The sequence below is a fragment of the Simiduia litorea genome (assembly GCF_042853465.1).
Taxonomy (GTDB): Bacteria; Pseudomonadota; Gammaproteobacteria; order Pseudomonadales; family Cellvibrionaceae; genus Simiduia; species Simiduia litorea.
Map to the genome: position 1 here is coordinate 999,218 of NZ_AP031497.1, position 23,940 is coordinate 1,023,157.

24 protein-coding genes are annotated in these 23,940 nt (G+C 52.3%); 9 read left to right on the top strand and 15 right to left on the bottom strand.

The window, feature by feature from the left end:
* Nucleotides 1-101: 101 nt before the first annotated feature.
* The 7 genes from ACGHTT_RS04420 to metG all read right to left on the bottom strand — a co-directional run bounded on the left by ACGHTT_RS04420 (nt 102) and on the right by metG (nt 8,326).
* On the bottom strand, nt 102-875 hold the full coding sequence (locus tag ACGHTT_RS04420; protein WP_390593760.1) for an electron transport complex subunit E: 774 nt from the start codon (nt 873-875) through the stop codon (nt 102-104).
* Complete coding sequence (rsxG, locus tag ACGHTT_RS04425; RefSeq protein ID WP_390593761.1) at nt 872-1,537, bottom strand: electron transport complex subunit RsxG; 666 nt, start codon at nt 1,535-1,537, stop codon at nt 872-874. Before rsxG ends, ACGHTT_RS04420 begins: the two co-directional genes overlap by 4 nt.
* Entirely contained in the window at nt 1,534-2,598 is a 1,065-nt protein-coding gene (gene rsxD, locus ACGHTT_RS04430; RefSeq protein ID WP_390593762.1) for an electron transport complex subunit RsxD, read from the bottom strand. Before rsxD ends, rsxG begins: the two co-directional genes overlap by 4 nt.
* 8 nt (nt 2,599-2,606) lie before the next feature.
* Complete coding sequence (gene rsxC, locus ACGHTT_RS04435) at nt 2,607-4,901, bottom strand: electron transport complex subunit RsxC (RefSeq protein ID WP_390593763.1); 2,295 nt, start codon at nt 4,899-4,901, stop codon at nt 2,607-2,609.
* Nucleotides 4,898-5,512 carry an electron transport complex subunit RsxB gene (gene rsxB, locus ACGHTT_RS04440; RefSeq protein WP_390593764.1) on the bottom strand — a complete coding sequence of 205 codons (615 nt, stop codon included), beginning with the start codon at nt 5,510-5,512 and terminating at the stop codon, nt 4,898-4,900. The genes rsxC and rsxB overlap by 4 nt, the downstream gene beginning before the upstream one ends.
* A 9-nt stretch (nt 5,513-5,521) precedes the next feature.
* Nucleotides 5,522-6,097: an electron transport complex subunit RsxA gene (rsxA, locus tag ACGHTT_RS04445; protein ID WP_390593765.1), complete on the bottom strand. Its 576-nt coding sequence runs from the start codon at nt 6,095-6,097 to the stop codon at nt 5,522-5,524.
* A gap of 204 nt (nt 6,098-6,301) precedes the next feature.
* The gene (gene metG / locus ACGHTT_RS04450; RefSeq protein WP_390593766.1) at nt 6,302-8,326 is read right to left on the bottom strand and encodes a methionine--tRNA ligase; all 2,025 of its coding nucleotides are present in this window, start codon (nt 8,324-8,326) and stop codon (nt 6,302-6,304) included.
* A 205-nt stretch (nt 8,327-8,531) separates the two neighbouring features.
* Here metG and apbC point away from each other — a divergent pair, with 205 nt between their 5' ends.
* Both apbC and ACGHTT_RS04460 read left to right on the top strand, forming a co-directional pair.
* Nucleotides 8,532-9,629 (top strand): iron-sulfur cluster carrier protein ApbC, encoded by a 1,098-nt coding sequence (gene apbC, locus ACGHTT_RS04455; RefSeq protein WP_390593767.1) that lies wholly within the window; start codon nt 8,532-8,534, stop codon nt 9,627-9,629.
* 105 nt (nt 9,630-9,734) lie between these two features.
* The gene (locus tag ACGHTT_RS04460; protein WP_390593768.1) at nt 9,735-10,430 is read left to right on the top strand and encodes an ion channel; all 696 of its coding nucleotides are present in this window, start codon (nt 9,735-9,737) and stop codon (nt 10,428-10,430) included.
* A gap of 18 nt (nt 10,431-10,448) precedes the next feature.
* Here ACGHTT_RS04460 and ACGHTT_RS04465 read toward each other — a convergent pair whose 3' ends face one another.
* On the bottom strand, nt 10,449-10,826 hold the full coding sequence (locus tag ACGHTT_RS04465; RefSeq protein WP_390593769.1) for a GFA family protein: 378 nt from the start codon (nt 10,824-10,826) through the stop codon (nt 10,449-10,451).
* A 248-nt stretch (nt 10,827-11,074) separates the two neighbouring features.
* Between ACGHTT_RS04465 and ACGHTT_RS04470 the strand changes: the two genes are divergently transcribed.
* Nucleotides 11,075-11,845: a class I SAM-dependent methyltransferase gene (locus tag ACGHTT_RS04470; RefSeq protein WP_390593770.1), complete on the top strand. Its 771-nt coding sequence runs from the start codon at nt 11,075-11,077 to the stop codon at nt 11,843-11,845.
* Between the two features lie 202 nt (nt 11,846-12,047).
* Here the strand turns inward: ACGHTT_RS04470 and holA are convergent, their stop codons facing one another.
* The 3 genes from holA to leuS all read right to left on the bottom strand — a co-directional run bounded on the left by holA (nt 12,048) and on the right by leuS (nt 16,214).
* Complete coding sequence (holA, locus tag ACGHTT_RS04475) at nt 12,048-13,097, bottom strand: DNA polymerase III subunit delta (RefSeq protein ID WP_390593771.1); 1,050 nt, start codon at nt 13,095-13,097, stop codon at nt 12,048-12,050.
* A gap of 8 nt (nt 13,098-13,105) precedes the next feature.
* Complete coding sequence (gene lptE / locus ACGHTT_RS04480; RefSeq protein ID WP_390593772.1) at nt 13,106-13,630, bottom strand: LPS assembly lipoprotein LptE; 525 nt, start codon at nt 13,628-13,630, stop codon at nt 13,106-13,108.
* A gap of 118 nt (nt 13,631-13,748) precedes the next feature.
* A complete protein-coding gene (leuS, locus tag ACGHTT_RS04485) occupies nt 13,749-16,214 on the bottom strand; it encodes a leucine--tRNA ligase (RefSeq protein ID WP_390593773.1) in 2,466 nt (821 codons plus the stop codon).
* A 163-nt stretch (nt 16,215-16,377) separates the two neighbouring features.
* On the opposite strand from leuS, the gene ACGHTT_RS04490 reads away from it, so the two are divergent.
* The 6 genes from ACGHTT_RS04490 (at nt 16,378) to ACGHTT_RS04515 (ending at nt 19,940) form a co-directional block, all read left to right on the top strand.
* Nucleotides 16,378-16,845 (top strand): zinc ribbon-containing protein, encoded by a 468-nt coding sequence (locus ACGHTT_RS04490; protein ID WP_390593774.1) that lies wholly within the window; start codon nt 16,378-16,380, stop codon nt 16,843-16,845.
* A gap of 3 nt (nt 16,846-16,848) precedes the next feature.
* A complete protein-coding gene (locus ACGHTT_RS04495; RefSeq protein ID WP_390593775.1) occupies nt 16,849-17,790 on the top strand; it encodes a diguanylate cyclase in 942 nt (313 codons plus the stop codon).
* A gap of 269 nt (nt 17,791-18,059) precedes the next feature.
* Nucleotides 18,060-18,440, top strand: coding sequence for a hypothetical protein (locus ACGHTT_RS04500; protein ID WP_390593776.1), 381 nt, complete (start codon nt 18,060-18,062; stop codon nt 18,438-18,440).
* Nucleotides 18,441-18,526: 86 nt separating this feature from the next.
* Nucleotides 18,527-18,946 carry a hypothetical protein gene (locus tag ACGHTT_RS04505; protein ID WP_390593778.1) on the top strand — a complete coding sequence of 140 codons (420 nt, stop codon included), beginning with the start codon at nt 18,527-18,529 and terminating at the stop codon, nt 18,944-18,946.
* Between the two features lie 51 nt (nt 18,947-18,997).
* Entirely contained in the window at nt 18,998-19,234 is a 237-nt protein-coding gene (locus ACGHTT_RS04510; RefSeq protein ID WP_390593779.1) for a CDGSH iron-sulfur domain-containing protein, read from the top strand.
* Nucleotides 19,235-19,265: 31 nt separating this feature from the next.
* Nucleotides 19,266-19,940, top strand: coding sequence for a nitroreductase (locus tag ACGHTT_RS04515; protein ID WP_390593781.1), 675 nt, complete (start codon nt 19,266-19,268; stop codon nt 19,938-19,940).
* Between the two features lie 4 nt (nt 19,941-19,944).
* Here ACGHTT_RS04515 and lnt read toward each other — a convergent pair whose 3' ends face one another.
* The 4 genes from lnt to ACGHTT_RS04535 form a co-directional block, all read right to left on the bottom strand.
* Nucleotides 19,945-21,480, bottom strand: a complete 1,536-nt coding sequence (lnt, locus tag ACGHTT_RS04520; protein ID WP_390593782.1) for an apolipoprotein N-acyltransferase — start codon at nt 21,478-21,480, stop codon at nt 19,945-19,947.
* A 4-nt stretch (nt 21,481-21,484) separates the two neighbouring features.
* Entirely contained in the window at nt 21,485-22,336 is an 852-nt protein-coding gene (locus ACGHTT_RS04525) for an HlyC/CorC family transporter (RefSeq protein ID WP_390593784.1), read from the bottom strand.
* A gap of 86 nt (nt 22,337-22,422) precedes the next feature.
* Nucleotides 22,423-22,896, bottom strand: coding sequence for an rRNA maturation RNase YbeY (gene ybeY / locus ACGHTT_RS04530; protein ID WP_390594978.1), 474 nt, complete (start codon nt 22,894-22,896; stop codon nt 22,423-22,425).
* Between the two features lie 11 nt (nt 22,897-22,907).
* Nucleotides 22,908-23,930, bottom strand: coding sequence for a PhoH family protein (locus ACGHTT_RS04535; protein WP_390593786.1), 1,023 nt, complete (start codon nt 23,928-23,930; stop codon nt 22,908-22,910).
* Nucleotides 23,931-23,940 lie beyond the last annotated feature (10 nt).

Genomic DNA, 23,940 nt, shown 5'->3' on the forward strand with positions numbered 1-23,940 from the left:
ACTGAAAATCTACTTTGGACTTTCAAATTTTTATAATGCCAATGCATTGTAACCGTAAAAGCCTGATTGAAAAGTATTCGAAGCAAGAAAATGCGAAACAGTCAGCTAATTGTTCCTGTTGTGCGTACTCTTTTACTACCTTTGGCAGTTTTTATTCTATTTTTGTCACGTGAATCTTTAATTTTAAAATCAATAATATTTTTGATCGCGACCAAAAAGCCGACAACTAAAAAAGCACCGGGCGGTAATATAGCGACTAAAAAACCGGAATAATTGTTCAGTAAAGTGATTTTCCAGTGCGTTGCTATCGATCCAAAAAGTAAATCCATGTTAGAAAAAAGTGTACCCTGTCCGAGTAATTCCCGCACAGCGCCAATGGTTATTAACACCAAGGTAAAGCCTAAACCCATCATAAGCCCGTCAAAAATTGCCGGCGTTAATTTATTCTTTGATGCAAAGGCGTCGGCACGCCCTAAAATGACGCAGTTAGTTACGATAAGCGGAATAAATATGCCGAGTATTTCAAAAAGCTCGTAGGTAAATGCTTTCATTAGCATTTCAGTGCAGGTGGTAAATGAGGCGATAATCATCACGAACACCGGCAATCGAACGGCATCGGAAACATGATTGCGAATGAGCGCTACAGATGCGTTTGATCCGACCAGCACAAGCATAGTTGCTAAACCTAAACCCAGGGCGTTGACCACCGAGCCGGAAACGGCAAGCAGCGGGCATAGTCCGAGTAATTGAACCAGCGCCGGGTTGTTGGTCCACAAACCGTTTTTTGCAATGGCGGTATAAACCCCAGGTTCTTCATGGGTATTTTCCGCAGCTGGGTTTTGCGCGCCCGGTGCGATTGCGTCGCTCTTGCTCATGGCTGCACCTCTAATTGTGCCGGTTCGGATTTAGCTTGATTGATGTCGAACAGAGCTTTGTGATGTTCCCGTGCGAACGCTAACGTTTTTTTAATTTGCTTTACTGTTGCGCGCGGGGTAATTGTAGCGCCGGTAAATTGATCGAAGTCGCCGCCATCTTTTTTTACCTGCCAGTTTTCTGGTGTTGGTAAAGATAAACTTTTTTGGTTGAACGATAAAATCCAATCAGATTTTTTTAGTTCAACTTTGTCGCCAAGGCCTGGCGTTTCCGTGTGTTTTATCACCCGTACACCGGCGATGCTTTGATCCATATTAATGCCGACAATCATTTTTATCTTGCCGCTATAACCATCAGGAGCCACAGTTGGAATAATAACGGCATTGATTTGACCGTTTTTGCGCGCCCGAAAGATGACTGCGTTGGTGTCGGTGTGCAACTGTTTTTGCCATTGTTCATCAATGGCCAAGGTGTCGTGCAGTAGATCGTTATCGTGGGTTGCCGCCGGCAATATTTCGAGTAGGGCTTTTTGTGCCGCGGCTTGTTCGGCCTTTGCAATGGGTTCGATGGTAAGCTGATTGACAGTCGCCAGGGCCGCCGCGGTTAGAATGGCAAAACCACCCAAGAGTAGGCCGTTAAAACCAATAGACGATATAAGCTTCACTCGTTTTTCTCCGTGGCTTTGCGCGCCTTTGTGTGGCCATAGGTACGCGGTATCGTGTAGTAATCGATAAATGGCGCAGCAAAATTCATCAATAGAACGGCGAAGGCGATCGCATCGGGATAATTGCCCCAGGTGCGAATGCAAAAAACCAACAGGCCAACGCCTGCACCGAAAATAAATCGGCCTTTGTTTGACGTTGTCGACGTGACGGGGTCGGTAATAATAAAAAATGCGCCCAGCATAGTACCGCCAGAGAGCAGATGCATAAGCGGAGAGCCGGCTGAGTTGGAGCTGCCGCCGTCATAAAAAAGCGCGGCGAGTAATGCCAGCGTCATTAGCATACCTACGGGGGCGTGCCAGGTGAAGATACGCTGTTGCAGCAGAAAAATTCCGCCCACTAAAAAGCCAAAGTTGACCCATTCGAAACCGGCTCCAGCCCAGTGGCCGTGTAAAAACGTTGGCTTTTGTTGGTACAAATCTTCGAGCAGGAGGCCGCTGTTTTGCCGGAAGGCATCGAGTGGTGTGGCACCGGTATAGGCGTCAGCGGAAAGTGTTTGAATTTCAAAAACGTGTTTGAGCGCGGTTAGTAAATCGGGTAGCGATCGCGAGTCTGTTGCCAGTGCCTCGGGGATGGCCCACTGCGTCATGGCAACGGGAAATGAAATAAGGAGAACAACGTAGCCGACCATAGCTGGGTTGAAGGGGTTGTAGCCTAGACCGCCGTACAGTTGTTTAGCAATAACAATGGCAAAGCCAACGCCGACAAAAACCAGCCACCAAGGCGCGTAGGGTGGCAACGCTAAGCCGAGTAATAAAGCGGTGACCAGCGCGCTGCCGTCGGTTAAATAAAAACCGATTGGCTTTTTGCGTAATGTTAACACCAGTGCCTCGAAGCCAAGAGCAAACACAATGGCTAGGCCAATGTTGATCAGCGTCCCAGACCCGAAAAACCAAGTCAGCGCTGCCAGCCCGGGTAGGCAGGCTAATGCGACAGTTAACATCACGGTTTGGGTGCGGTTGCTACCTTTGGCGTGGGGTGAGGTTATGCGCAGGAAAGCCATAGTTTTTCTCAGGCGTTTTCAAGTTTAGATTGCGTTTCTGCCAATTTGGCTTCGAGTTTTTCCGCCGCGGTTTTCAGCGCATCGACATGCGGGCTGGCCTCGGCCTCGGCGCTGGCAAGTTTTTCCTGTGCCTTGAGCAAGCGCGCCTGAAGGGACTCAACTTGTTGGCGCAACTTTTCGTCGTCGCTCATGGCGGCCATCGCTTCCGCTTTTGCTTTAGCGCGCTCAATGGCGATAGTGGCGGCGTCTTGTTCGGCTGGTGATGCAGGTGACGGCGCTAGCACCGTCGACGCTGCGGCAAGCGCCTGTTCCGCTTCAGTTAGTTTTTGCGCTAGTTTGTCGACGCCGAGTTGCAGTGCATCGACCGTGGGTGCGTTATCTGCTTTGGCTTGTGCTAGCTTTTCTTGTGCTTTAGCTACGCGCGTTTGCAGAGAGGTTATATTGGCTTTTAATTTTTCATCGGGAGCCATATTCATTTTCGCTTGCGCGCGCGCGATGGCTGCCGCCACCGGGTCTGTTGTTGCGTTTGCGTCAGCATTCGGTTGCTGATCAAAATCCTCTAGCTTTTGCTGCGCTTCCTGCAGCTTTAATTCAGCACCTTTAATGGCGGCGCGAAATTTCTCTGCTTGTTCTTCAGATTGAGCGCCGGCCAACTTTTGCTGTGTCAGCTCTAGGCGACTTTGCGCAGAGCTCAATTGTCGCTCTAGCTTCTCGCGCTGTGCTTGCGGCGCTAGTTGCTGTGCTTGTTGCGCTTTTTTCGCATTGGCGATGGCAGCGGCCACTGGGTCTGCGCTTGGCACCTGTGGCGCTGGCTTTTGCCCAGTTTCAGCGGCGGCTTTTTGGGCTGCCATTTTTTCTTTTGCCAGCGCTGCTGCTTTGGCGCGCTCCACGCGCTTGGCTTCTTTTTCCAGCTCGGCTCGCGCTATGCGCTCTTGCCGAAAGGCGAAGCGCTCGCGCGAGCGATCAGATTTAATTTTATCGGTCCGGGCTTCGCGAATATCACCTTTGGCGGCGCGGTAGTATTGCACCAGTGGAATCGACGAAGGGCAGACATAGGAGCAGGCCCCGCATTCGATACAATCAAATAGATTATAGGCTTCGAGTTTGTCGTGCTCTGCCGCGCGAGCATACCAATACAGTTGTTGTGGCAGCAGCGATGCCGGGCAGGCTTCGGCGCACAGCCCGCAGCGAATACAGGCTTGTGCTGGTGGCGGTGCGGGCAATTCTTTTTTGCTTGGCGCTAAAATACAGTTGGTGGTTTTTACTACTGGCACTTCGGCTGTCTCGAGCGTGAAACCCATCATTGGGCCGCCCATGATTAGGCGCGAGACTTTGGCGGCGTCGAAGCCGTGTGCCGCTAGCACGTGCCCTATGGGGGTGCCTAAACGCACCTCAATATTGCGCTGAATCTCCAGCGCTTCGCCCACTACCGTGGTGGTGCGCGCAATGAGTGGTTCGCCTAAGGCAACAGCGCGCCATGCGGCCACGGCGGTGCCGACGTTTTGCACGACGATGCCGATGTCGGCGGGAATTTTCCCGCTCGGCACTTCTTTGCCCGTGACAATTTGAATCAGCTGTTTTTCGCCACCCGAGGGATATTTGGTGGGGAATACAACGATGTTAACCCGACTGCCTTGTGCTGCTGTTTGCAGTGCGGCGATAGCCTCGGGTTTATTGTCTTCGATGCCGATCAGAATATTTTTTGGCTCACCTAAAAGGTGTGCCATTAATTTTGCGCCGGCGATCACGTCTGCGGGTCTGTCGCGCATCAGGCGATCGTCGGCGGTTATATAGGGTTCGCACTCGGTGCCATTGAGGATCAATGTGTGGATGGGCTGGTTGGCTTTGGGCGCCATTTTTATGGCGGTGGGAAAGCCAGCGCCGCCCATACCTGCTATACCGGCGCGGCGAATTTTCTCCACCAGGGCCGTGAGTTCAAGGGACTTGTAGTCATCGCAAGGCGTCAGCTCAACCCATTGGTCGCGGCCGTCAGTTTCAATCACGATACAGGGGCCGTGCATACCCGATGGGTGCGGCAGTGGGCGATCCTCGATGGCAATAACGCGGCCGGAACTGGAGGCGTGCAGTGCGGCGGAAAATGGTCCGATGGCTTCGGCAATCATCTGCCCGGTGCGCACCAGATCGCCTACCGCAACACAGGGCTCGGCCGGCGCACCCAAGTGTTGGTTCAAGGGCAGTATGAGCGTTGGTGGTAGGGGAATGTCGCCCAAGGGCAGGGCCATGGACTGCTGTTTGTTCTCGGCCGGGTGAATCCCACCGTGAATAGGCCAAATTTGGGTCATGCGGCTTGCTCTGAACGGTCTGTGGCGATGATGTCGGGTGCGCTGGCTGGGGCTGTTTCGGGGGTTTCCCACTTCCAGCTGTTTAAGCTGGTTTGTACTGGAATCATGTCGATACAGTCTACGGGGCAGGGCTCGATACAGAGGTCGCAACCGGTGCATTCGTCGGCGATCACGGTATGCATTTGTTTAGCTGCGCCCAAGATGGCATCCATGGGGCAGGCCTGAATACACTTGGTGCAACCAATGCATTCATCTTCGCGAATGTAGGCTACCCGCGCCACGTCGAGTTCGACACCGTGCTCTTCATCGAGGCTGGGGGCCGCCACATCCAGTAAGGTCGCAATGGCGTTAATAGTACTTTGGCCGCCAGGCGGGCATTTATTGATGGGCTCGCCATTGGCTATGCCTTGGGCATAGGGTTTGCACCCTGGGTGGCCGCATTGGCCACACTGGGTTTGCGGCAGTAGGGCATCAATTTGTTCGACAATAGGATCGCCTTCCACCTTAAAGCGCACGGCAGCAAAGCCGAGAATGGCACCGAAAATCAGCGATAGGCTGCCCAGGGCAATTAGTGCTGAGGCGATAGGGTGGGTCGTTATTAATTCCAGCATAGCGAGCTCTTATACCAAACCACTAAAGCCCATGAAGGCGAGAGACATCAGGCCCGCGGTAATCATACCGATGGCGGCACCTTTAAAAGGTGCGGGTACATCGGCGACGGCTAGGCGCTCGCGCATGGCCGAAAACAACACTAAAACTAGAGAGAAGCCCAGTGCCGCGCCGAAGCCATATAAGGCCGATTCGACAAAATTATGGGCGTGGGCGGTGTTCTGCAGTGCCACGCCCAATACCGCGCAGTTGGTGGTGATTAAGGGCAGGAACACGCCCAGAACGCGATACAGCAAAGGGCTGGATTTTTCGATGAACATCTTGGCGAATTGCACGACCACGGCGATCACCAAAATAAAGGCAATGGTGCGCAGGTATTCGAGACCCAGCGGCATCAACACCCAGCTGTTTACCATGTAGCTGGCAATGGAGGCCAAGGTTAAAACGAAGGTAGTGGCGCCGCCCATGCCAATGGCGGTCTCTAATTTATTGGAGACCCCCATAAATGGGCACAGCCCGAGGAACTGAACCAGCACGAAGTTGTTCACTAAAATAGTGCTGAGCATAATGACGGCAAATTCGGTCATCTTGGCAGTTCCATTCCTGTCTACTTTAGGGCGTCAATATAAGCCGCCTATTATCAGTGAGGTCGATATGACCAGCAATATAACCCGATGGTTATGTTTATACCTGTTGTGAATATGCTTAAAAGCAGTAAACAGCTTACAGTCAACAGGACGGGCCGGCGCGGCGCCCGGGTTTGCTTCTCCTGTAAACTGTCAGCTTGTTCTTTACATCACCCTCTGGCCTGGCTTAGCGCCGGCGTGGGGTTCTAGCAAGTAGAATTCCTTTTTGCCGGGGCCGGCGGCTAACACCATGCCCTCGCTCATACCGAACTTCATTTTGCGCGGCGCTAGGTTGGCCACCATTACCGTGAGCTTGCCCACTAAATCTTCCGGCCTGTACGCGCTCTTGATACCGGAGAACACATTGCGGGTTTCACCGCCTATGTCGAGGGTTAACTGCAGTAGCTTATCGGCGCCTTCCACGTGTTGCGCGTCTTTGATCAGCGCGATGCGCAGGTCGACTTTGGCGAAATCATCGAAATTGATTTCTGCCGCTAGGGGCTCGTCAACTAACGGGCCGCTTGCTTGTGCTGCGGCCTCAGCCGGTGCGGTTTCGGGCTGTTTATTGGCTTCAATCATGGCGTCTACGGCTTTTGGGTCTATGCGGGTTAATAGCGGTTTAAATTCGTTGATGGCGTCGCCTGCGCGATAGCTCAGCGGTGCAGCCCAATGTAAGGATTCCCCCAAAAAGGCTTCGGCTTCGGCGGTTAACACCGGCAGCACAGGCTTTAAATAGGTGAGCAGGGCGCGGAACATGTTGATGCCGAGGGAGCAGATGGCCAATACTTCGGCCTCTGAGCCTTCTTGCTTGGCCAGGGACCAAGGCGCTTTTGCGGCAATGTATTCATTGGCGAGATCGGCCAGCGCCATGATGTCGCGCATGGCTTTGCTGAACTCGCGCGCTTCGTACAGCGCTGCAATGCTTTCGCCAGCGTCGACAAATTTGGCCCACAGTTCGGGCTCTGGATTGGCCGCTAAAATGCCGCCGGACTTCTGCACAAACTTGGCGGTGCGGCTGGCGATGTTAACCACCTTGCCCACTAAATCGGAGTTAACTCGGCCAACGAAGTCATCCATGTTCAGGTCTAGATCGTCTACGCCAGCAGTGAGTTTGGCGGCGAAGTAATAGCGCAAGTACTCGGGGTTTAAGTGCTCTAGGTAGCTGCTGGCATTAATAAAGGTGCCGCGCGACTTAGACATCTTCTTGCCGTTCACCGTTAAAAAGCCGTGTACGCACACCTTGGTGGGGGTGCGAAATTGCGCCGACGACAGCATGGCGGGCCAGAACAGGGCGTGGAAGTTAACGATGTCTTTGCCGATGAAGTGATACAGCTCGGCGCTGGAATCTGGCTTCCAATAGGCATCCCAATCTTGCCCGGTGCGGTCGCACAGGTTTTTGTGGCTGGCCATGTAGCCGATGGGTGCGTCCAGCCAAACATAGAAAAATTTGTTGGTTTCGCCAGGGATTTCGAAGCCGAAATAAGGTGCGTCGCGGGAAATGTCCCACTCTTGTAGGCCGGCATCGAGCCACTCGGCCAGCTTGTTGGCCACTTCGGTTTGCAGGTGGCCGGCGCGGGTCCAATCTTTTAGGAAGTCTTGGAAGGCGGGCAGGCGGAAGAAGAAGTGCTCGGAATCTTTCGCGATGGGGGTGGCGCCAGAGATCACCGAGCGCGGGTTAATTAAATCCGCCGGTGAGTAGGTGGCGCCGCAGGCCTCACAATTGTCGCCGTACTGATCTTCGGTTTTACATTTAGGGCAGCTGCCTTTGATGTAGCGGTCGGCCAAAAACAGCTGCTTCTCAGGGTCGAACGCTTGGGTAATGGAACGGCTGGCGATATGGCCATTGGCTTTCAAGCGCTCATAAATCAAGCTCGACAATACCTTGTTCTCGTCCGAATGGGTTGAGTGGTAGTTGTGGTGATTAATAAGGAAGCCTTTGAAGTCCGCTATGTGCTCGGCTTTCATATTTTCGATATGGGCTTCGGGGCTAATGCCTAATTCTTCGGCTTTGAGCATGATGGCTGTGCCGTGGGCGTCGTCGGCGCACACATAGGTACACTCGTGGCCACGGGTTTGCTGGAAGCGCACCCAAATGTCGGTTTGGATATGCTCAAGCAAGTGACCCAAATGCAAAGACCCATTGGCATAGGGCAGGGCGCTGGTCACTAATATTTGACGGCGTTGGCTCATTAACAATCTCTCAAAGCTAGTTCTTGGCTGCGGGTTTAAGGCGCAGGCTGAAAAGCCGCGAACTATAGCATTTTTGCACGCCTTTAGCAGGCTTAAGGTTTTTTACCACAAGTCAAAAATTGCACCGGAAATCCGTTACCATAGCGACCTAATACAACGTTGATGGCGCCCGCTTGGTTGGGCGCGCGCATTTCGAGGAATGACTATGTCCAGCGCCAGTTCTAGCCCAGATTTAGGGGCCATCCACAAAGCGCTCAGTTTCGTGAAAGACCCTTGCACTGGGCAAAATTTAGGGGCATTAGGGGCTATTGCGGGGGTCGAGATCACCGGCGCTGACGTCAAGGTGCATGTGATATTGGGCTACCCAGCACTGAGCTTGAAGGCACACATTGAGGAGTTGGTGTGCGTCGCTGTGTCTACCGTCGATGACGTCGCCTCGGTAACCACCGACGTGGGTTGGCTGATTAAACCCAAGCCCACGGCCAATCAAAAAGAGCCGCTACCCGGCGTGGCTAACATTGTTGCGGTTGCGTCTGGCAAGGGCGGCGTGGGTAAGTCAACCACCACTGTTAACCTCGCGCTCGCCTTGGTCGCAGAAGGTGCCACGGTCGGAATCCTCGATGCCGATATCTACGGTCCAAGCCAGCCGCACATGTTAGGCGTGGGCAATGTGCGGCCGCAAATACGCGGCCAAAAACATATGGAGCCGATTACCGCGCACGGCGTGCAGGTTAACTCCATGGGCTTTTTAGTGACCGAGCAAACGCCCATGGTTTGGCGCGGCCCTATGGTCAGCGGTGCCCTGCAGCAGTTGCTGGGCTTGACCATTTGGCAGGATTTAGATTATCTGTTAATCGACATGCCGCCGGGCACTGGGGATATTCAGCTAACATTGGCGCAATCGGTGCCAGTGACCGGCTCGGTGATCGTTACCACCCCACAAGATATCGCCTTGCTTGATGCAAAAAAAGGCATTGAAATGTTTCGCAAGGTAAATGTGCCGGTGTTGGGTGTGGTGGAAAATATGGCTACGCATATTTGTTCCAGCTGTGGTCACGAGGAGCATATTTTTGGTGCGGGTGGTGGCGAGCGTATCGCGCGCGATTATCAAACAACCCTGCTCGGCTCGCTGCCCCTGGATTTGTCGATTCGCGAGCAGGTTGATGTGGGGGTGCCCAGTGTTGTGGCTGATCCCGAGTCTGACATTAGCCAAACCTATCGGCGCATCGCACGGCAAATGGCGGCCAACCTTTGGGTTGCGCAGGGCGCTGTGATTCCGGTTATTGAGGTTGACGACGATTGAGTGAGTGTTTTCTCCGTTGCAGGGCGAGGCCGTTGTTGCTAGCAATGATGTCATAGCTACTGCGGTTTACGCGCAAGTCAGCGGCACAAAAATAAGGTGGAATAAATGAGTTTGGTTGCCCATAAAGAAACAGGTGAATATCGCTTCCCGCTGTTGCTGTTAAGTTTGTTTGGCACCTTATTGATTCCGCCTTATTTCGAAGGTCACGAACTCTTCGCCTTAATTTGGAAACTCATTTTTACCACTGTGCTGATCTCAGCGGTGTATGTCATTGTTGAGCAAAAACGCATGTGGTTGTTGGCAATGATTCTTATGGTGCCAACGTTGGCAACACTTTGGTTAGATCATTTTAGCAATCATAATCGCCTAGCTTTCTACATTGATAATTTAACCACTATTGCGTTTTTAGGTTTCATTAGTTATCACCTGTTGCGCACCATTTTGTTGAGCAAAAATGTAACTGCCAACATTATCTATGCCTCCATGTGTCTTTATCTGCTAATTGGTTTGATTTGGGCGGCGATATTTTCCAATATTAATTTATTTTACGATGGCGCTTTTCTATTTAATGCAGCGTCGGGGCAGCAGGGACTAAAGGTGGAGGAGCAGATGATGGGTGTCTTTACCTATTATAGCTTTGTCACCCTTTCTACTTTGGGCTATGGCGACATTGTTCCCACCCATAAAGTGGCGCAAAGCTGGGCGGCGGTTGAGGCCATGGTTGGTCAATTTTACATTGCCATTATCATGGCGCGTCTCGTTAGTCTGCACGCCACTGCGCACGCGACAAAAAAACACTAATGGGCTATTTGGCCTGATCTACGTTAAATGCTTCAAACTATCGGCGTGTTGTTCCCAGTGTTGTCCGTCGAACGCTTCGATCTTTACCTCTGGTGGTGTGGTTTCGAAACAGCGTAGGTTTAGGCTAAATCCGTTTGGGTTTGAGCGTGGCGTATAAAAGGCTTTTACGCCGCAGTGCTTGCAGAAGGTGTGTTTCGCAACACCGGTATTAAAGGTATAGGTTGTGATAGCATCCTTGCCCTGCAATAAGCGAAATCGCTCTGCCGGCACGATAACATGGATGAACCCTAGCTTATTGCACATAGAGCAATTGCACGCTTGTGCGGTGATACTGTCGGCAAGTAGGGCTTCAGCTTTTACGGCGCCGCAGTGGCAGCTTGCAATATATTTTTTCATCTCGATCTTCGGTGTTTTGTGTTTCGCCAAATTTATCCTATTGATACCGGGGTGTCACTGAAATAAGACTTTTACCCAAAAAGGCTAGATTTAGATTCGCATTGGCGCGGTGTGGCTTCGATCCAGCGCAAAGGCGCTTGGTTTGGCCGTCTAGTGCTCGCCTTTGGTTGATTTTGGCGCTAATTTTGTTCGATTATGCGGTGCCATAAATCATAGCGCATCATCAACGATAGAATAGGGAGAGTGGTGTGAAAAAACTAACTCATATGCAAGCTTCATGGGCGATCTTGGGGTTGCTTGTTTCGTTATGTTTCTCGGGCGCGTCTTTCGCCAATGCCTCAGCGGTACAAAAACTATTGTCTAGCGCTGACCGCACTGAAGCGGACCGCGAGCGGGATCAGCGGGATAAGGCGGCAGAACTTATTGCGTTTTTCAATTTGACTGAGGGCGAGAAGGTCGTTGATATATTCGCCGGTGGTGGTTACTGGAGTGAGATTTTTGCCGCTGCTGTAGGTCAGTCTGGTCAGGTGCTGGTGCATAACAATGAAGCTTATAAAAAGTTTGTTGGCCCGAATGTGCACCTGCGTTTCCAAGAAAAACCCTTGCCGCAGGTCGCTTTGCACGACCGCGAAGTGGCAGATTTGGGTTTGGCGGACGCTAGCCAAGATGTGATTTACATGGGCATGTCTTTTCACGATCTCTATTTTGTAGATGCTGAGTCTTGGCCTGCCATCGACAGCGATGTCTTCATCGCTCAACTGCAACGGGCCTTGGTGGCTGGTGGACGATTAATTATTGTAGATCATGATGCCAAAATTGGCACGGGCGCTAGCGCTGCGCAAGATTTACATCGTATTGAAAAAGCTTTCGTAATCAAAACTCTCGAAGCTCGAGGTTTTCGCTTGGCGGAACAAAGTGCCCTGCTAGTCAATGCGACAGATGCGCTCGAGGCGAGTGTGTTTGACAAAAGTGTTCGAGGTCAAACCAATCGGTTTATTTTGGTTTTTGAGAAGGGTTAAATAGGAAAAAGAGTTTACAGTTTATAGCTAACAGGAAGAGCGCAAAGGTTAAGTTTGGTGACTTGCCTTCTCTGTAAATTGTTAACTGTTTATTCTTAAAACGTGCTGGATGAAATCAAACGGTTCGTTTTGGATTGTTTGGAAGAATAAATTGAAAGATGTGAGGCGCGGTAAACTCTTTTTCCTAAAGCGCTTTGCGTTTTTAAAGACTTAAACTCATACGGGTGTTGGCGGGTGAAAGGCTGCGCACGCCCGAGAGATGCAATATTAAATCTAATAGTTCGTCCCAGGGTTCGGCATCGCGCATGCCTTTAACGGCACGATCTACACCATTGGCTTTGCGCAACAAGGCGTCTAGCTCTGGGGCTCTCAATCTACCGAGTGCTGCTTTCACTAAGCCCTTTCGGTTCTCCCAAACCCCTGCTTGCTTTGCGGCCCAATCAAAATTGCTGCCGCTTTGGGTGTCGTAGGCCATTTGAATCAGCGTGCGAATTTCTCGGGCCAGCGCCCACAAAATTGCCAGCGGTTCTGTGCCTTCGCCTTTTAAACCTTGAAGATTGCGCACGGCACCGTGCGTGTCGCCCATGAGTGCTTTATCCACCAAGCCAAATACATCGTAACGTGCACTGTTGGCCACCACATTGGCGAGCAGTTGTGCACTGACCTGCCCATCCGGCGCGATCAGCTTTAATTTTTCAATTTCTTGTGCTGCGGCAAGTAGATTGCCTTCAACCCGCGTGGCAAGCATGTCAATGGCTGCGCGATCGGCATTGAGGCCAGCTTGGCGTAAACGTTGATCTAACCACTGCGGTAACTGCGCTGCACCAACCGGCCAAATTTGTACGAAAGCGCCCGCTGTTTCCAAGGCGCCAAACCATTTGGCTTTTTGGCCGTTGCGATCGAGCTTAGGCAACACGACTAAGAGTAAATTATCCTCTGGTGGACGCTGGGCATACTCCTGCAGTGCTTTACCGCCTTCTATTCCCGGTTTGCCATGGGTGATATGTAGCTCGATGATTTTCTTTTCCGCAAACAAACTCATGCTGGCGGCGGCATTGGTGAGCTGATGCCACTCGAAATTATTGTCGGCGTGGTAGCGCTCGCGTTCGGTAAAGCCACTAGTGCGAGCATGCGAGCGAATGGCGTCACAGGCTTCTTGAACCAATAAGTGCTCGTCGCCACTGATCACATAAATGGGCAGTAGCTGCTTTTTAAGTGCGCTGGCGAGTTGTTCGGGGCGTAATTTAGCCATGCGAATAATTAGTTCGCGGGAGGCGTTTGTGGGTTATGTTGTTGCGTGTTTTTTTTCGCTAAAAAACTCATGCGTCGAATTAGCTGGCTAGCCAGTTCACGGGTCATTTCTTCTTTAACCAATTGGCTCTCACTGGACGCACCTAGCACTTGGGTTGCGTCGAAATTAACAGAGCGCACGACTTGTACCTTGTCGGCAGCGCCGAGCAGTGTGCCGTCGGGGCGGCGCAGTTCGAAGTTGGCGGAGGCGGTGTATTCGTATTCGGCCGCTAAGGCATCGCTACCTAAGGCGGCGGTGCGCTGCTTGGTGTCTTCGTCAGAAATAGCCAAAACATATTGTGCTTCGCTGGCGCTTGCCGCCAAGGCAATGTTGTTGGCATCGAGTTGCTTGTCGATGGCTGAGCGCAGCGAGCCGCTGGCCCCCGTGAGATAAATGCTGTTGAGATCAGAGGGCAAGTCTAAGGCGCCGCGTAAGTGCCAGCCGCAACTGGATAGCAGTAATAGAGCGGCGAGTGTCGCAAGGAATCTTGTCATAAGCGCTTATCTTCTCGAAGTGTGTATTGCTTGATGTTTGTGCGAGAGTGAAATTACTGTCGCACAAACCGCGTTCCGGCGTTTCAGCTGTACTCTGGTCTATCTATTCCTGGCTAAGCTACTTAACCGCGAAAGTTACTAACTTTCCTGGAATCACTTTACACATTTTAATTTCAACGCCTTCCAAAAACTTTTGGACATTCTCATTGGCTTTGGCCATGGCGATTATGCTATCGGCATCGGCATCGGCGGCAACGGTTAGCTTGGCGCGTACTTTGCCGTTGATTTGCACCACCAGCTCGAGTTCGCTTTTTACCAGCGCGCTTTCATCAACGCTGGGCCAGCCGGCGTCGAGTAAGTTGTCGCCGTTACCCAGCGCTTGCCACAAGGTGTGCGAGATGTGCGGCACGATGGGCGACAGCAATTGCACCGCGGCGGCCAAGGCTTCGCGCTCAACGCTCAAGTCTTGATCAGCTTTGCGATCAAATCGCCCCACGTCATTTAACAACTCCATCACTGCGGCAATGGCAGTATTGAAGGTTTGGCGGCGGCCGAAATCGTCGCTGACTTTAGCGATGGTTTCGTGGGTTTTACGGCGTAAATCTTTTTGTGGGCCAGATAATTTTTCGGCATCTAAGGCTGGAGCAACACCGGCTTCCAAATGGCTGTGCACGGCTTTCCACAGCTTGCGCAAGAAGCGGTGGCCGCCCTCTACACCGGCGTCATTCCATTCGAGCGATTGCTCTGGTGGCGCGGCGAACATGGTGAACAAACGCACAGTGTCGGCGCCGTATAAATCAATCAGCTCTTGTGGGTCGACGGTGTTGCCCTTGGATTTGGACATCTTGGTGCCGTCTTTCAATACCATGCCTTGGCAAAGCAAGCGCTTAAAGGGTTCGTCGCCGCTCACTAAGCCTTCGTCGCGCATCAGCTTGTGGAAAAAGCGTGCGTACAACAAATGCAAAATAGCGTGTTCGATACCGCCCACGTATTGATCTACCGGTAGCCAGTAATCGGCTGCGGCCTTGTCGATCATGCCGCCTTCGAAGTTGGCGCAGGTGTAGCGGGCGTAATACCAGCTCGATTCCATGAAGGTGTCGAAGGTATCGGTTTCGTGTTCGGCGTCCTGGCCGTTAATTTCAGTTTTGCGCCACTGGGCATTTTGCTTGATGGGCGAGTGCACGCCGTCCATCACCACATCTTCGGGTAACAATACGGGCAGGCGTGAGGCCGGCACGGGAATTTCTTGGCCGTCTTTTAAATACAGCACTGGGATAGGCGAGCCCCAGTAGCGCTGGCGGCTAACGCCCCAATCGCGCAGGCGGAAGTTGGTGGTGATTTTGCCTTTACCTTCGGCGCTAAGCTTGGCGGCTATGGCGTCGAAAGCGGCTTGGAAATCCAGACCATCGAAGGCGCCAGAATTGATCAGCTTACCTTTTTCGGTGATGGCGGCTTTGCTGATATCGCCGTCACCGGCAATCACTTGGCTGATGGGCAGCGAATATTTTTGGGCAAATTCGAAGTCGCGTTGATCGTGCGCCGGCACAGCCATCACCGCACCCGAGCCGTAATCCATCAACACATAGTTGGCGACCCACACAGGTACTGGCTCGCCCGTGAGTGGGTGCAGGGCTTTAATGCCGGTGTCGAAACCTTTCTTTTCCATGGTGGCCATGTCGGCTTCAGATACCGATTGCACTTTGCACTCGGCGATGAAGGCGGCCAAACCCTTATTGGTTTCGGCAATCTTCTTGCTGATTGGGTGCTCGGCGGCCAGGCTCACATAGGTGACGCCCATCAACGTATCGGGGCGGGTGGTGTAGACGTCGAAGCTCTTGTGATCGCCCACCGCATGCTCCAAGGCGAAGGTCATATCGACACCTTGGCTGCGGCCAATCCAGTTGCGCTGCATGGTGCGCACTTGCTCGGGCCACTCGTCCAGTTGATCTAAATCGTTGAGCAATTGCTCGGCGTAGCTGGTGATTTTAATAAACCACTGGGGGATTTCTTTGCGCTCTACCTTGCTATCGCAGCGCCAGCAGCAACCATCAATAACCTGTTCGTTGGCCAGAACCGTCATGTCGTTCGGGCACCAGTTCACAGAGGACACTTTTTTGTAGGCCAAGCCCTTTTCAATCAAGCGGGTGAAGAACCACTGCTCCCAGCGATAGTAATCGGGTTTGCAGGTAGTAACTTCCCGGCTCCAATCAAAGCCGAAACCTAGGCGCTGCAATTGGCCGCGCATGTAGTCGGTATTGGAGTAGGTCCAGGCTGCCGGTGCGGTATTGTGTTTGATGGCAGCATTTTCTGCCGGTAGGCCGAAGGCGTCCCAACCCATGGGGTGCAACACGTTCTTGCCTTGCATGCGTTGATAGCGAGCAATCACATCGCTGATGGTGTAATTGCGCACGTGGCCCATGTGTAGCTTGCCGCTGGGGTAGGGGAACATCGACAGGCAGTAGAACTTCTCGCGTGTGGCATCTTCTTTCACGTTGAAGCTTTTGCGCTCATCCCAAAAGGCTTGGGCGGCAGTTTCTATCTGGTCTGGATGATAGTGTTCGGATAGCGGCAGGTTAGTTGTCACGATGAGCCTATACTTACTGATGGTGGGTGCAGCATTGGGCTGCGCAAAGCGGGCAATTATAGAGCTAAGCCCACCAGAATGGTACGGCGGCGGCCAGATCTTCGGGAATAACCCATTGATTTGTGGCTGAGTTTTGTAAAAGTAATGGTTAGAGGTGCGGACAATGGTTGAGCAAAGTCACGATACGCATGTTGGCGCAGTGCTGGATACCAATTTAACCGAGACGCTGAGCGATGCGGTTGAGGCAGAGTTAGGCAGTTTTATCAAGCTGGAGCTGGCGGCCGAGCAAATGCTTGAGGACGAAACGTTATTAGTGCAGGCCTACATAAAAGACGACGCTGCCAAGGCGCAGAGTTATTTAATGGAGCTGGGCTCGGAAATAAAACTGCTGGAGTCTCGCACTGCCCAGTGGCTACTCGACGCCGCCGACCCTACCGCTATTGATTGGTACCGGCTGGTGCATTTGATGGGCCACAGTGAGCAAGTGTTAATGGCTGGCGAAGTGGCTGAGAATGAGTCACTGCGCTGTCTAGATTGTGGTGCAGGCACAAAAATTACCGGTCTAGTTACGCTGAAGCCCTGCCAGAACTGTCTGTGCGAGGTATTTCAGCGCCAGCCGAGGAATCATTAACAAATGACACTGATGAACGATGTACCGGTGGCCCAGTTAATGTCGCGCCGGGTTACCTGTGTCGCCCCAGAAGAGTCTGTTGTCGTGGCGCTCAACACCTTAAGATCGCATAAACTGTCGTGTTTGTTGGTGCAGACGCCAGCGGGGCTTGAGGGTATTCTAACCGAGCGGGACCTAGTGGTTCATGTCGATGACTTGGTCAGCGAAGAGCGCCTTCATGTCAACAACCTCGGCGTGGTGCGCCAATTGATGTCCTCCCCACCGATAACCGTGCAAGAAGATGATTGCCTACAAACGGTATTGGATGTGAGCATGCGCTGCGGCATCCGCCATTTACCCGTGGTGAATAAGTTGGGCGAGCTTGTCGGCGTGGTGACGCAGACGGATTTGATGCGTGCCTATTCGCACATTCTTGAACGGCAGCTGACCTTGGCCAATGATAATGAGCGGTTAATGGCCTTAAGTTTAATAGATCCGCTGATGTCTATTGGCAATCGCCGTGCGATGGAGGGGGATCTAAAGCACGTCCAAGCTAAGGCTCAGCGCACCCAATCGCCCTACGGTTTGGTGTTGTTGGATGTGGATTGGTTTAAGCGGTACAACGATCACTATGGGCATCAGTTAGGTGACGAGGCGCTGCGCGCAGTTGCGAAGGCAATCAGCGATAGTTTGCGCCAAGGCGATAGGCTATACCGCTACGGCGGCGAAGAGCTTATTTTGGTGCTGCCCGATACCAATCAAGCGGGTGCTTTTCAAGCCGCCGAGCGCGCTAGAGAGGCGGTAAGTCAGCTGCAGCTTGAGCATGTTGATAGCCCCCTTGGGCATTTAACCGTGAGCGCTGGTTTGGCATCGGGCGATGGCGATTGGCCAGCACTGGTGGCCGGCGCAGACGCTGCGCTATACGCGGCCAAAGAAAAAGGGCGCAATCAAACCCGGGCTGCCTAATTCTTACCCGTGCCAACGCCGGCATGGGTATTTGCTGCACGTTTTTCTGTGCAGTGATTAAAAATTAGGCCCTTGTGCCTTCAAGTAACATACCTCTGTCACATTTCGAAACGAAAATACCTCGTCTTTTGGAATAAGAGGAAAAGCCCTTGGCTCCCATTTGCTCTATGGTAGACTGCGCCAACATTCAGAGGTGGCCGATGAGGTGCGCTTTTGTTTGTTATAAAAATATTAAAAATTATAACTATAAGTAAGTATCTTAGAGTCATATGTTTAGTAAAAACAGTGAGTTCACCCGCGTAACTTTAGAGAATCGATTGGGGCAGCCCGTTGAGGCAGAAATTTTGCTGCATAGCGATGCCTCTACCGATTTAGTGGTAATTCGTTCAAAAGATAGCGTCGCCGTGCGCCGGCTGAGTAAAAACATTGAGTATTTTGCTCGGCAATTACTGGGCTTGTGTGAGAGCAACAGTGAACGATTACACCTAGTGGAATGGCGTGAATTCGAAGACCGCGAATGCTTATGGCGATGGCGATTTAACTGGGTTGGCTCTTGTCCACTCGAGGCGAAGGCTATAGCCATTAGCAAGGCTGGTCACCATAAATATATCAACGGATTATTGAGTAGCTTAACCGCTGCTGCCGCCTAAACGGAATGTTGGCGAAGATGCTCGCAGTGCAAGCTGGCTGAGTGTTTTTAGATGTGAGTCCAAACGTTTACCTGCGGAGTTTTACCATGAAGCCAAACCTGCTACCTAGCCTTTCCAATGTTGAGCTCATCGATAAGGACGGCAAAGCGGTACAATTACAAATTCGACTCTACGAGCACAATGGCCGCTATGCCCTGTTTATGGCGGATGCGCCAAAAACGCCGGCACTGGCACGCAATGCGGCCACCTTTATTGGACAGTTAGTCGCTCGGCTAGAGCTACCCCAAGACGCCACCAGTTTTTATCGCCATATTTATATGCCGCATCAGGGCAGCGTGTTTGGCTGTTTCCAGCTAGGTTGGCAGTCCGGTCAAAAGATCAGTCACTACACCTTTTCTATGATGACGCCCAACATTGAAGATTTGGGTATTCGTCGGTTTTTAAATGAAGGCAAAGTGGTGCCGGTTTCCTACGCCAAGCTTCGCAATTTGGCGCCGGCGGTTTAAGCTGTTGAGATAGCCTCGTACTGGAGGCACTACAAACAGTAGGACATCGTTATGACTCAAGTACATCGAGCCTCTGATTTACCCTTCGTTGTTGATGTTGTCGCTGGCCAGAGCTATTTTTGGTGCCGTTGCGGGCGGAGTAATAAGCAACCCTTTTGCGATGGTAGTCATAAGGGGTCTGATTTCTCGCCGCTCGCATTTGTGGCGAAAAAGTCTGAGAAGTTATTTTTTTGTGGCTGTAAGGCTACCTTGAAGCCACCTTTCTGCGATGGTTCTCACAACCGTTGATTCCACACTCTTTTGAAAAGCTAATAAGATTATGAGCATCACTCTCGATCAGTATCGCCAATGGTTAGCTGAGCGCCATTCGGTGCGCGCCTTTACATCAGAGCTTGTCGATCCTGCGCTGATTCAAGATATTTTTACCGCGGCGCAGCAGGCACCGTCGAATTGTAATTCGCAGCCTTGGCGGGTTTGGCTGGTGCGGGGTGAGGCCTGCGAACGCCTGCGTCAGCAGCTGGTGACTGCTGTGAGCCAGGGCGAAATATACCCGCAAGATTTTACTTCGGTAGAAAACTTTTCCGGCCTGTATCGCGAGCGTCAAATAGACTGCGCGCGCGCCTTATACGACGCCATGGGGATCGAGCGCGCGGATAAGCCGGCGCGATTAGAGGCTATGTTGCGCAACTATGCTTTTTTCGATGCGCCGCACGTGGTGTTTATCGGTATGAACAAAGCATTTGGTTACAACAATGCACTCGATGTGGGTATTTATGTGCAGGCGTTAGTATTGGCGATGCACGCCGCTGGTGTAGGTGCCTGTGTTCAAGGTGCCTTGGCCCATCACGCGCCGTTAGTGAGGCGGTTTCTCAATATGCCGGAGGATGTTGGTCTACTGACAGGAATTTCTTTTGGCTATCCCGCGCAGAAACCGGCGAATGCTGCGCGAACCACGAGAGCGGCTTTAGCGGAAATCGTGACTGTCATTGAATAAGTTTTTAGGCTACTTGGGTGGCGCTTTGGCGGCGACCCAATAAGCCCAAGCCAAGTAATAACAGGCCGCAAATTATCAATAGCGGTGAACTACCACTCGCCATAAAGGGCGTGTTGCCGGTGCGCGGTTGCACCTGACCGGAGAGCGTTTCCTGAACAAACTGCTCGCCGCTCGCAGTAATCTTTCCGCGCGGGTCAATAATGGCAGAGATACCATTGTTGGTTGCGCGCATGACATAGCGGCCAGTTTCCAGTGCGCGCATTTGTGCCATTTGTAAGTGTTGAATGGGTGCCCAAGACTCGCCAAACCAAGCGTCATTACTTACGGTTAGAATCGCCTGCGCGCTGCGTGCGCCACTGGCAATTAAGTCTGGGTAGACGATTTCATAACACACGGCCGGCCAAACCGGGGTGCCGCTGAGCATCAAGGGTGATTGCTCGCTAGGCCCCTTGTGTAATACCGACATTGGTAAATTAAAAAATTGAATTAAACCGCGCAGTTGTGCTTCAAAGGGCACGTATTCGCCAAAGGGGACTAAGCGTTGCTTGTGATAAAGACCACTGCCTTGTCCAGCCACCACCAAACTATTGAAATAGCGAGACACGAAAAAGCGCCGGCCATTTTTACTTTCGGTATTAATTTGATCGGTGATAACGCCCGTAACTAACGCTGTTTGTGTGGCGTGGGCTTGCTCGGCCATGGCAGCAATAAACGGCTGCGCTTCACTGAGTACGGTTGGTAGTGCGGCTTCAGGCCAAATCAACCAATCGGCGCGCCATAGCGGTTCACTTTGTTTGACGAGCCGTTGATAGGTTGGCTCTAGCCAGTCTCTATCCCATTTGTGTTCTTGGGGAATATTGGGTTGTACCATGGCCACTGTTTTTAGCGACCCGACGGCTCGCGTCCACTCCTTTTGGCTGAGCAGGCCACCGGCGCCGACGATGCCTATTAAGACAGTGGCTGCGAGTAAACGTTGTTTGAGCGTGGCGCCAATCATCGCCAGTAAACTGACGGCACAACTGGCCAGTAAAAGTCCCAAGCCAAAAATACCCAACACCGGTGCCCAGCCGGCGAGCGGCGTTTCTAAATGCCCATAGCCAATATGGAGCCAGGGGAAACCGGTAAAAATCCAACTGCGGTAGGCTTCGTTTAAGGCCCAGAGAGCGGGAAAACCGAGCAAGAATAATTGCGGCGAAGGCTTGCCAAAACGCTGCCAGCACCAGAAGGGCAGCGCAAACATAAAACCGAGAAACACCACAAATAAGGCCGTCAGTAGGGTGCCCAAAAAGACTGAGGCGTTGCCGTATGTGTGGATGCTGACAAAGACCCAGCTAACGCCGACGCCGTAAAGACCAATGCCATAGGCGAAACTGGTGCGAAAAAAACCCAGTGAGGGTTTGTAGTAAAGGATGGCGGTAAAACTAAACAGGCCGAAAAACGCAAGCGGCCAGTAGTTAAACGGCGCCAAGCCCAGCGGTTGGCAAGCGCCGGCCAACAAGGCTGCGGCAAACAGGGGTGTTTGGCGCAGGGCCTTGTTCATGGCGTTAGGTTTCCTGTGGCGTGCTGACGCGCAGCAAATGTAATTTGCGGCTATCTGAGTAGAGGACGGTAAAGGTGTAGCCGTCTATGGTGACCGACTCATTGCGTTTAGCGAGATGGCCAAAGGCATTGAGCACAACGCCGCCGATGGTGTCAAAGTCGTCTTCGGGAAAGCCGCAGGAAAAGAATTCGTTAAAGTCATCCACCGGTGTTAGCGCTTTGACGATAAATACGTTGTTCTCTAACTTTCGAATATCCGAATCGGTATCTTCTTCATCGGTTTCGTCTTCGATTTCGCCGACGATTTCTTCCAAAATATCTTCGATGGTCACCAATCCAGAAATGCCGCCGTACTCATCCAGCACCATCGCCATGTGGTAGCGGTTCTCGCGGAACTCGCGCAACAAAATGTTGAGGCGCTTGCTCTCTGGGATGATATTGGCGGGCCGAATAATTTGCTCGAGGCTGAAATGTTCTTTGCCCTTAAGCACCAGCGGTAACAAATCTTTGGCCAGCAAAATGCCACGCACGTTATCGGTGGATTCTTCGATGACGGGAAAGCGCGAGTGACCGGATTCAATAATGCGAGGCAGAAATTGCTCCGGGGTTTCTTCGATGCGAACCACCACCATTTTGGAGCGCGGTACCAGAATATCGTGAACCCGTTGATCTGAGACTTCGAGCGCGCCTTCAATAATGTGCAGGGCCTCTTGGTCGAACAGGTTGCGTTCGGCGGCTTCCTTGATAATGGTCAGCAATTCGGCACGGGAGGTGGGTTCGGTGGAAAAAGAGCTCATCAGTTTACGCAGCCAAGATTTATCTTGCTGCTTCTGACTACTCGGTGGTTCGTCGCTCATGGCGCCTTAAATATCCTGTGGTAATGAATGATTTCGAATCCTCGGCTGCTCAGGCTACCAAGAAAATGAAAGAGGGGTCATTTTACTTAAACTTCGCGATCTGCATAGGGGGCAGAGTAGCCTAATTCGGTAATTATCTGTGTTTCCAGCGCTTCCATGGCCTCGGCTTCGCCGTCGTCGATGTGATCGTAGCCGAGTAAATGCAGGGTGCCGTGCACTACCATATGGGCCCAGTGGGCCTCTAGCGCTTTATGCTGCTCGACGGCCTCCCTCGCCACCACCGGCGCGCAAATTACCAGGTCACCGAGCAAAGGTAGCTCTAGCTCCGGCGGTAGGTCGGCGGGAAAGGACAGCACATTGGTGGCGTAGTCTTTGCCGCGGTATTCGTGGTTCAGGCTTCGGCCTTGAGCCTCGTCCGCGATCATGAGGCTCACTTCGGCTTCCGCCTGATGGTCGCCAACGGCGGCCGAAACCCAGCGCTCGAATTGCGCTTGGCTTGGGATGTTAGGGGCGCTACTGGCGTTTTCAACGTCGACGGTAATGGGCGTCGATTCATCCATGAGGGCTTTTGTCACAAGCGGTTATCCGAATGTTTGGACTCGAAGTCCTCATAGGCCTCAACAATGCGCTGCACTAATGGGTGACGCACCACGTCCTTGGACAGGAAATAGGTGAAGCTAATGCCGGCTACCTTGTCGAGTACTTCCATGACGTGTTTTAAGCCAGATTGCTGGCCCCGGGGCAAATCTATCTGCGATGGATCGCCGGTAATAATAGCGGTGGAGCCGAAACCGATGCGGGTGAGGAACATTTTCATCTGTTCGCGCGTGGTGTTTTGGCTTTCATCCAAAATGACAAAGGAGTTATTCAGTGTGCGCCCGCGCATATAGGCCAGCGGTGCTACTTCGATGACATTGCGCTCAATGAGCTTGCCTACCGTGTCGTGGCCGAGCATTTCATACAGCGCGTCGTATAGCGGGCGCAGATAGGGGTCGACCTTTTGCGATAAGTCGCCAGGCAAAAAACCCAGTTTTTCGCCGGCCTCGACGGCCGGGCGCACCAGAAGAATGCGCTCGACTTCGTCTTTCAGCAGGGCTTCAACCGCACATGCCACGGCCAAATACGTTTTACCTGTACCAGCGGGGCCAACGCCAAAGTTGATGTCGTGCGTTTGCACGGCTTTAACGTAGCGTTGCTGGTTGGCTCCGCGCGCTCTAACTGTGCATTTGGCGGTGCGAATTAGGGTAATAGGCTCTGCCGAATGGTTCACGTCGTCCATATTGGCCTCAAGGTCTGATTGCTGTAGCGCCAAGTGCACCTCGTCTGCTGTTAATGCCTGATTGTTGTTCAAGCCTGCGTACAGGCTTTGCAGTATTTGTCGCGCTGCTCGGGCTGGTCGAACCGCGCCCACGAGCGCGAAATCCGCACCTCGGTTGTGGATGCTGATGTTAAGCCGTTGCTCTATCTGTTTTAGGTGTGCATTCATGGGGCCGCATAATTGAGCCAGTCGCACGGGATCTTGGGGTTCGAGTGAAAAGGTGTCTTGGGGTTTGACGTCAAGCGGGGCTTGAGCGTGGGTATCGGCAGTATTCAAATGTCAGTGT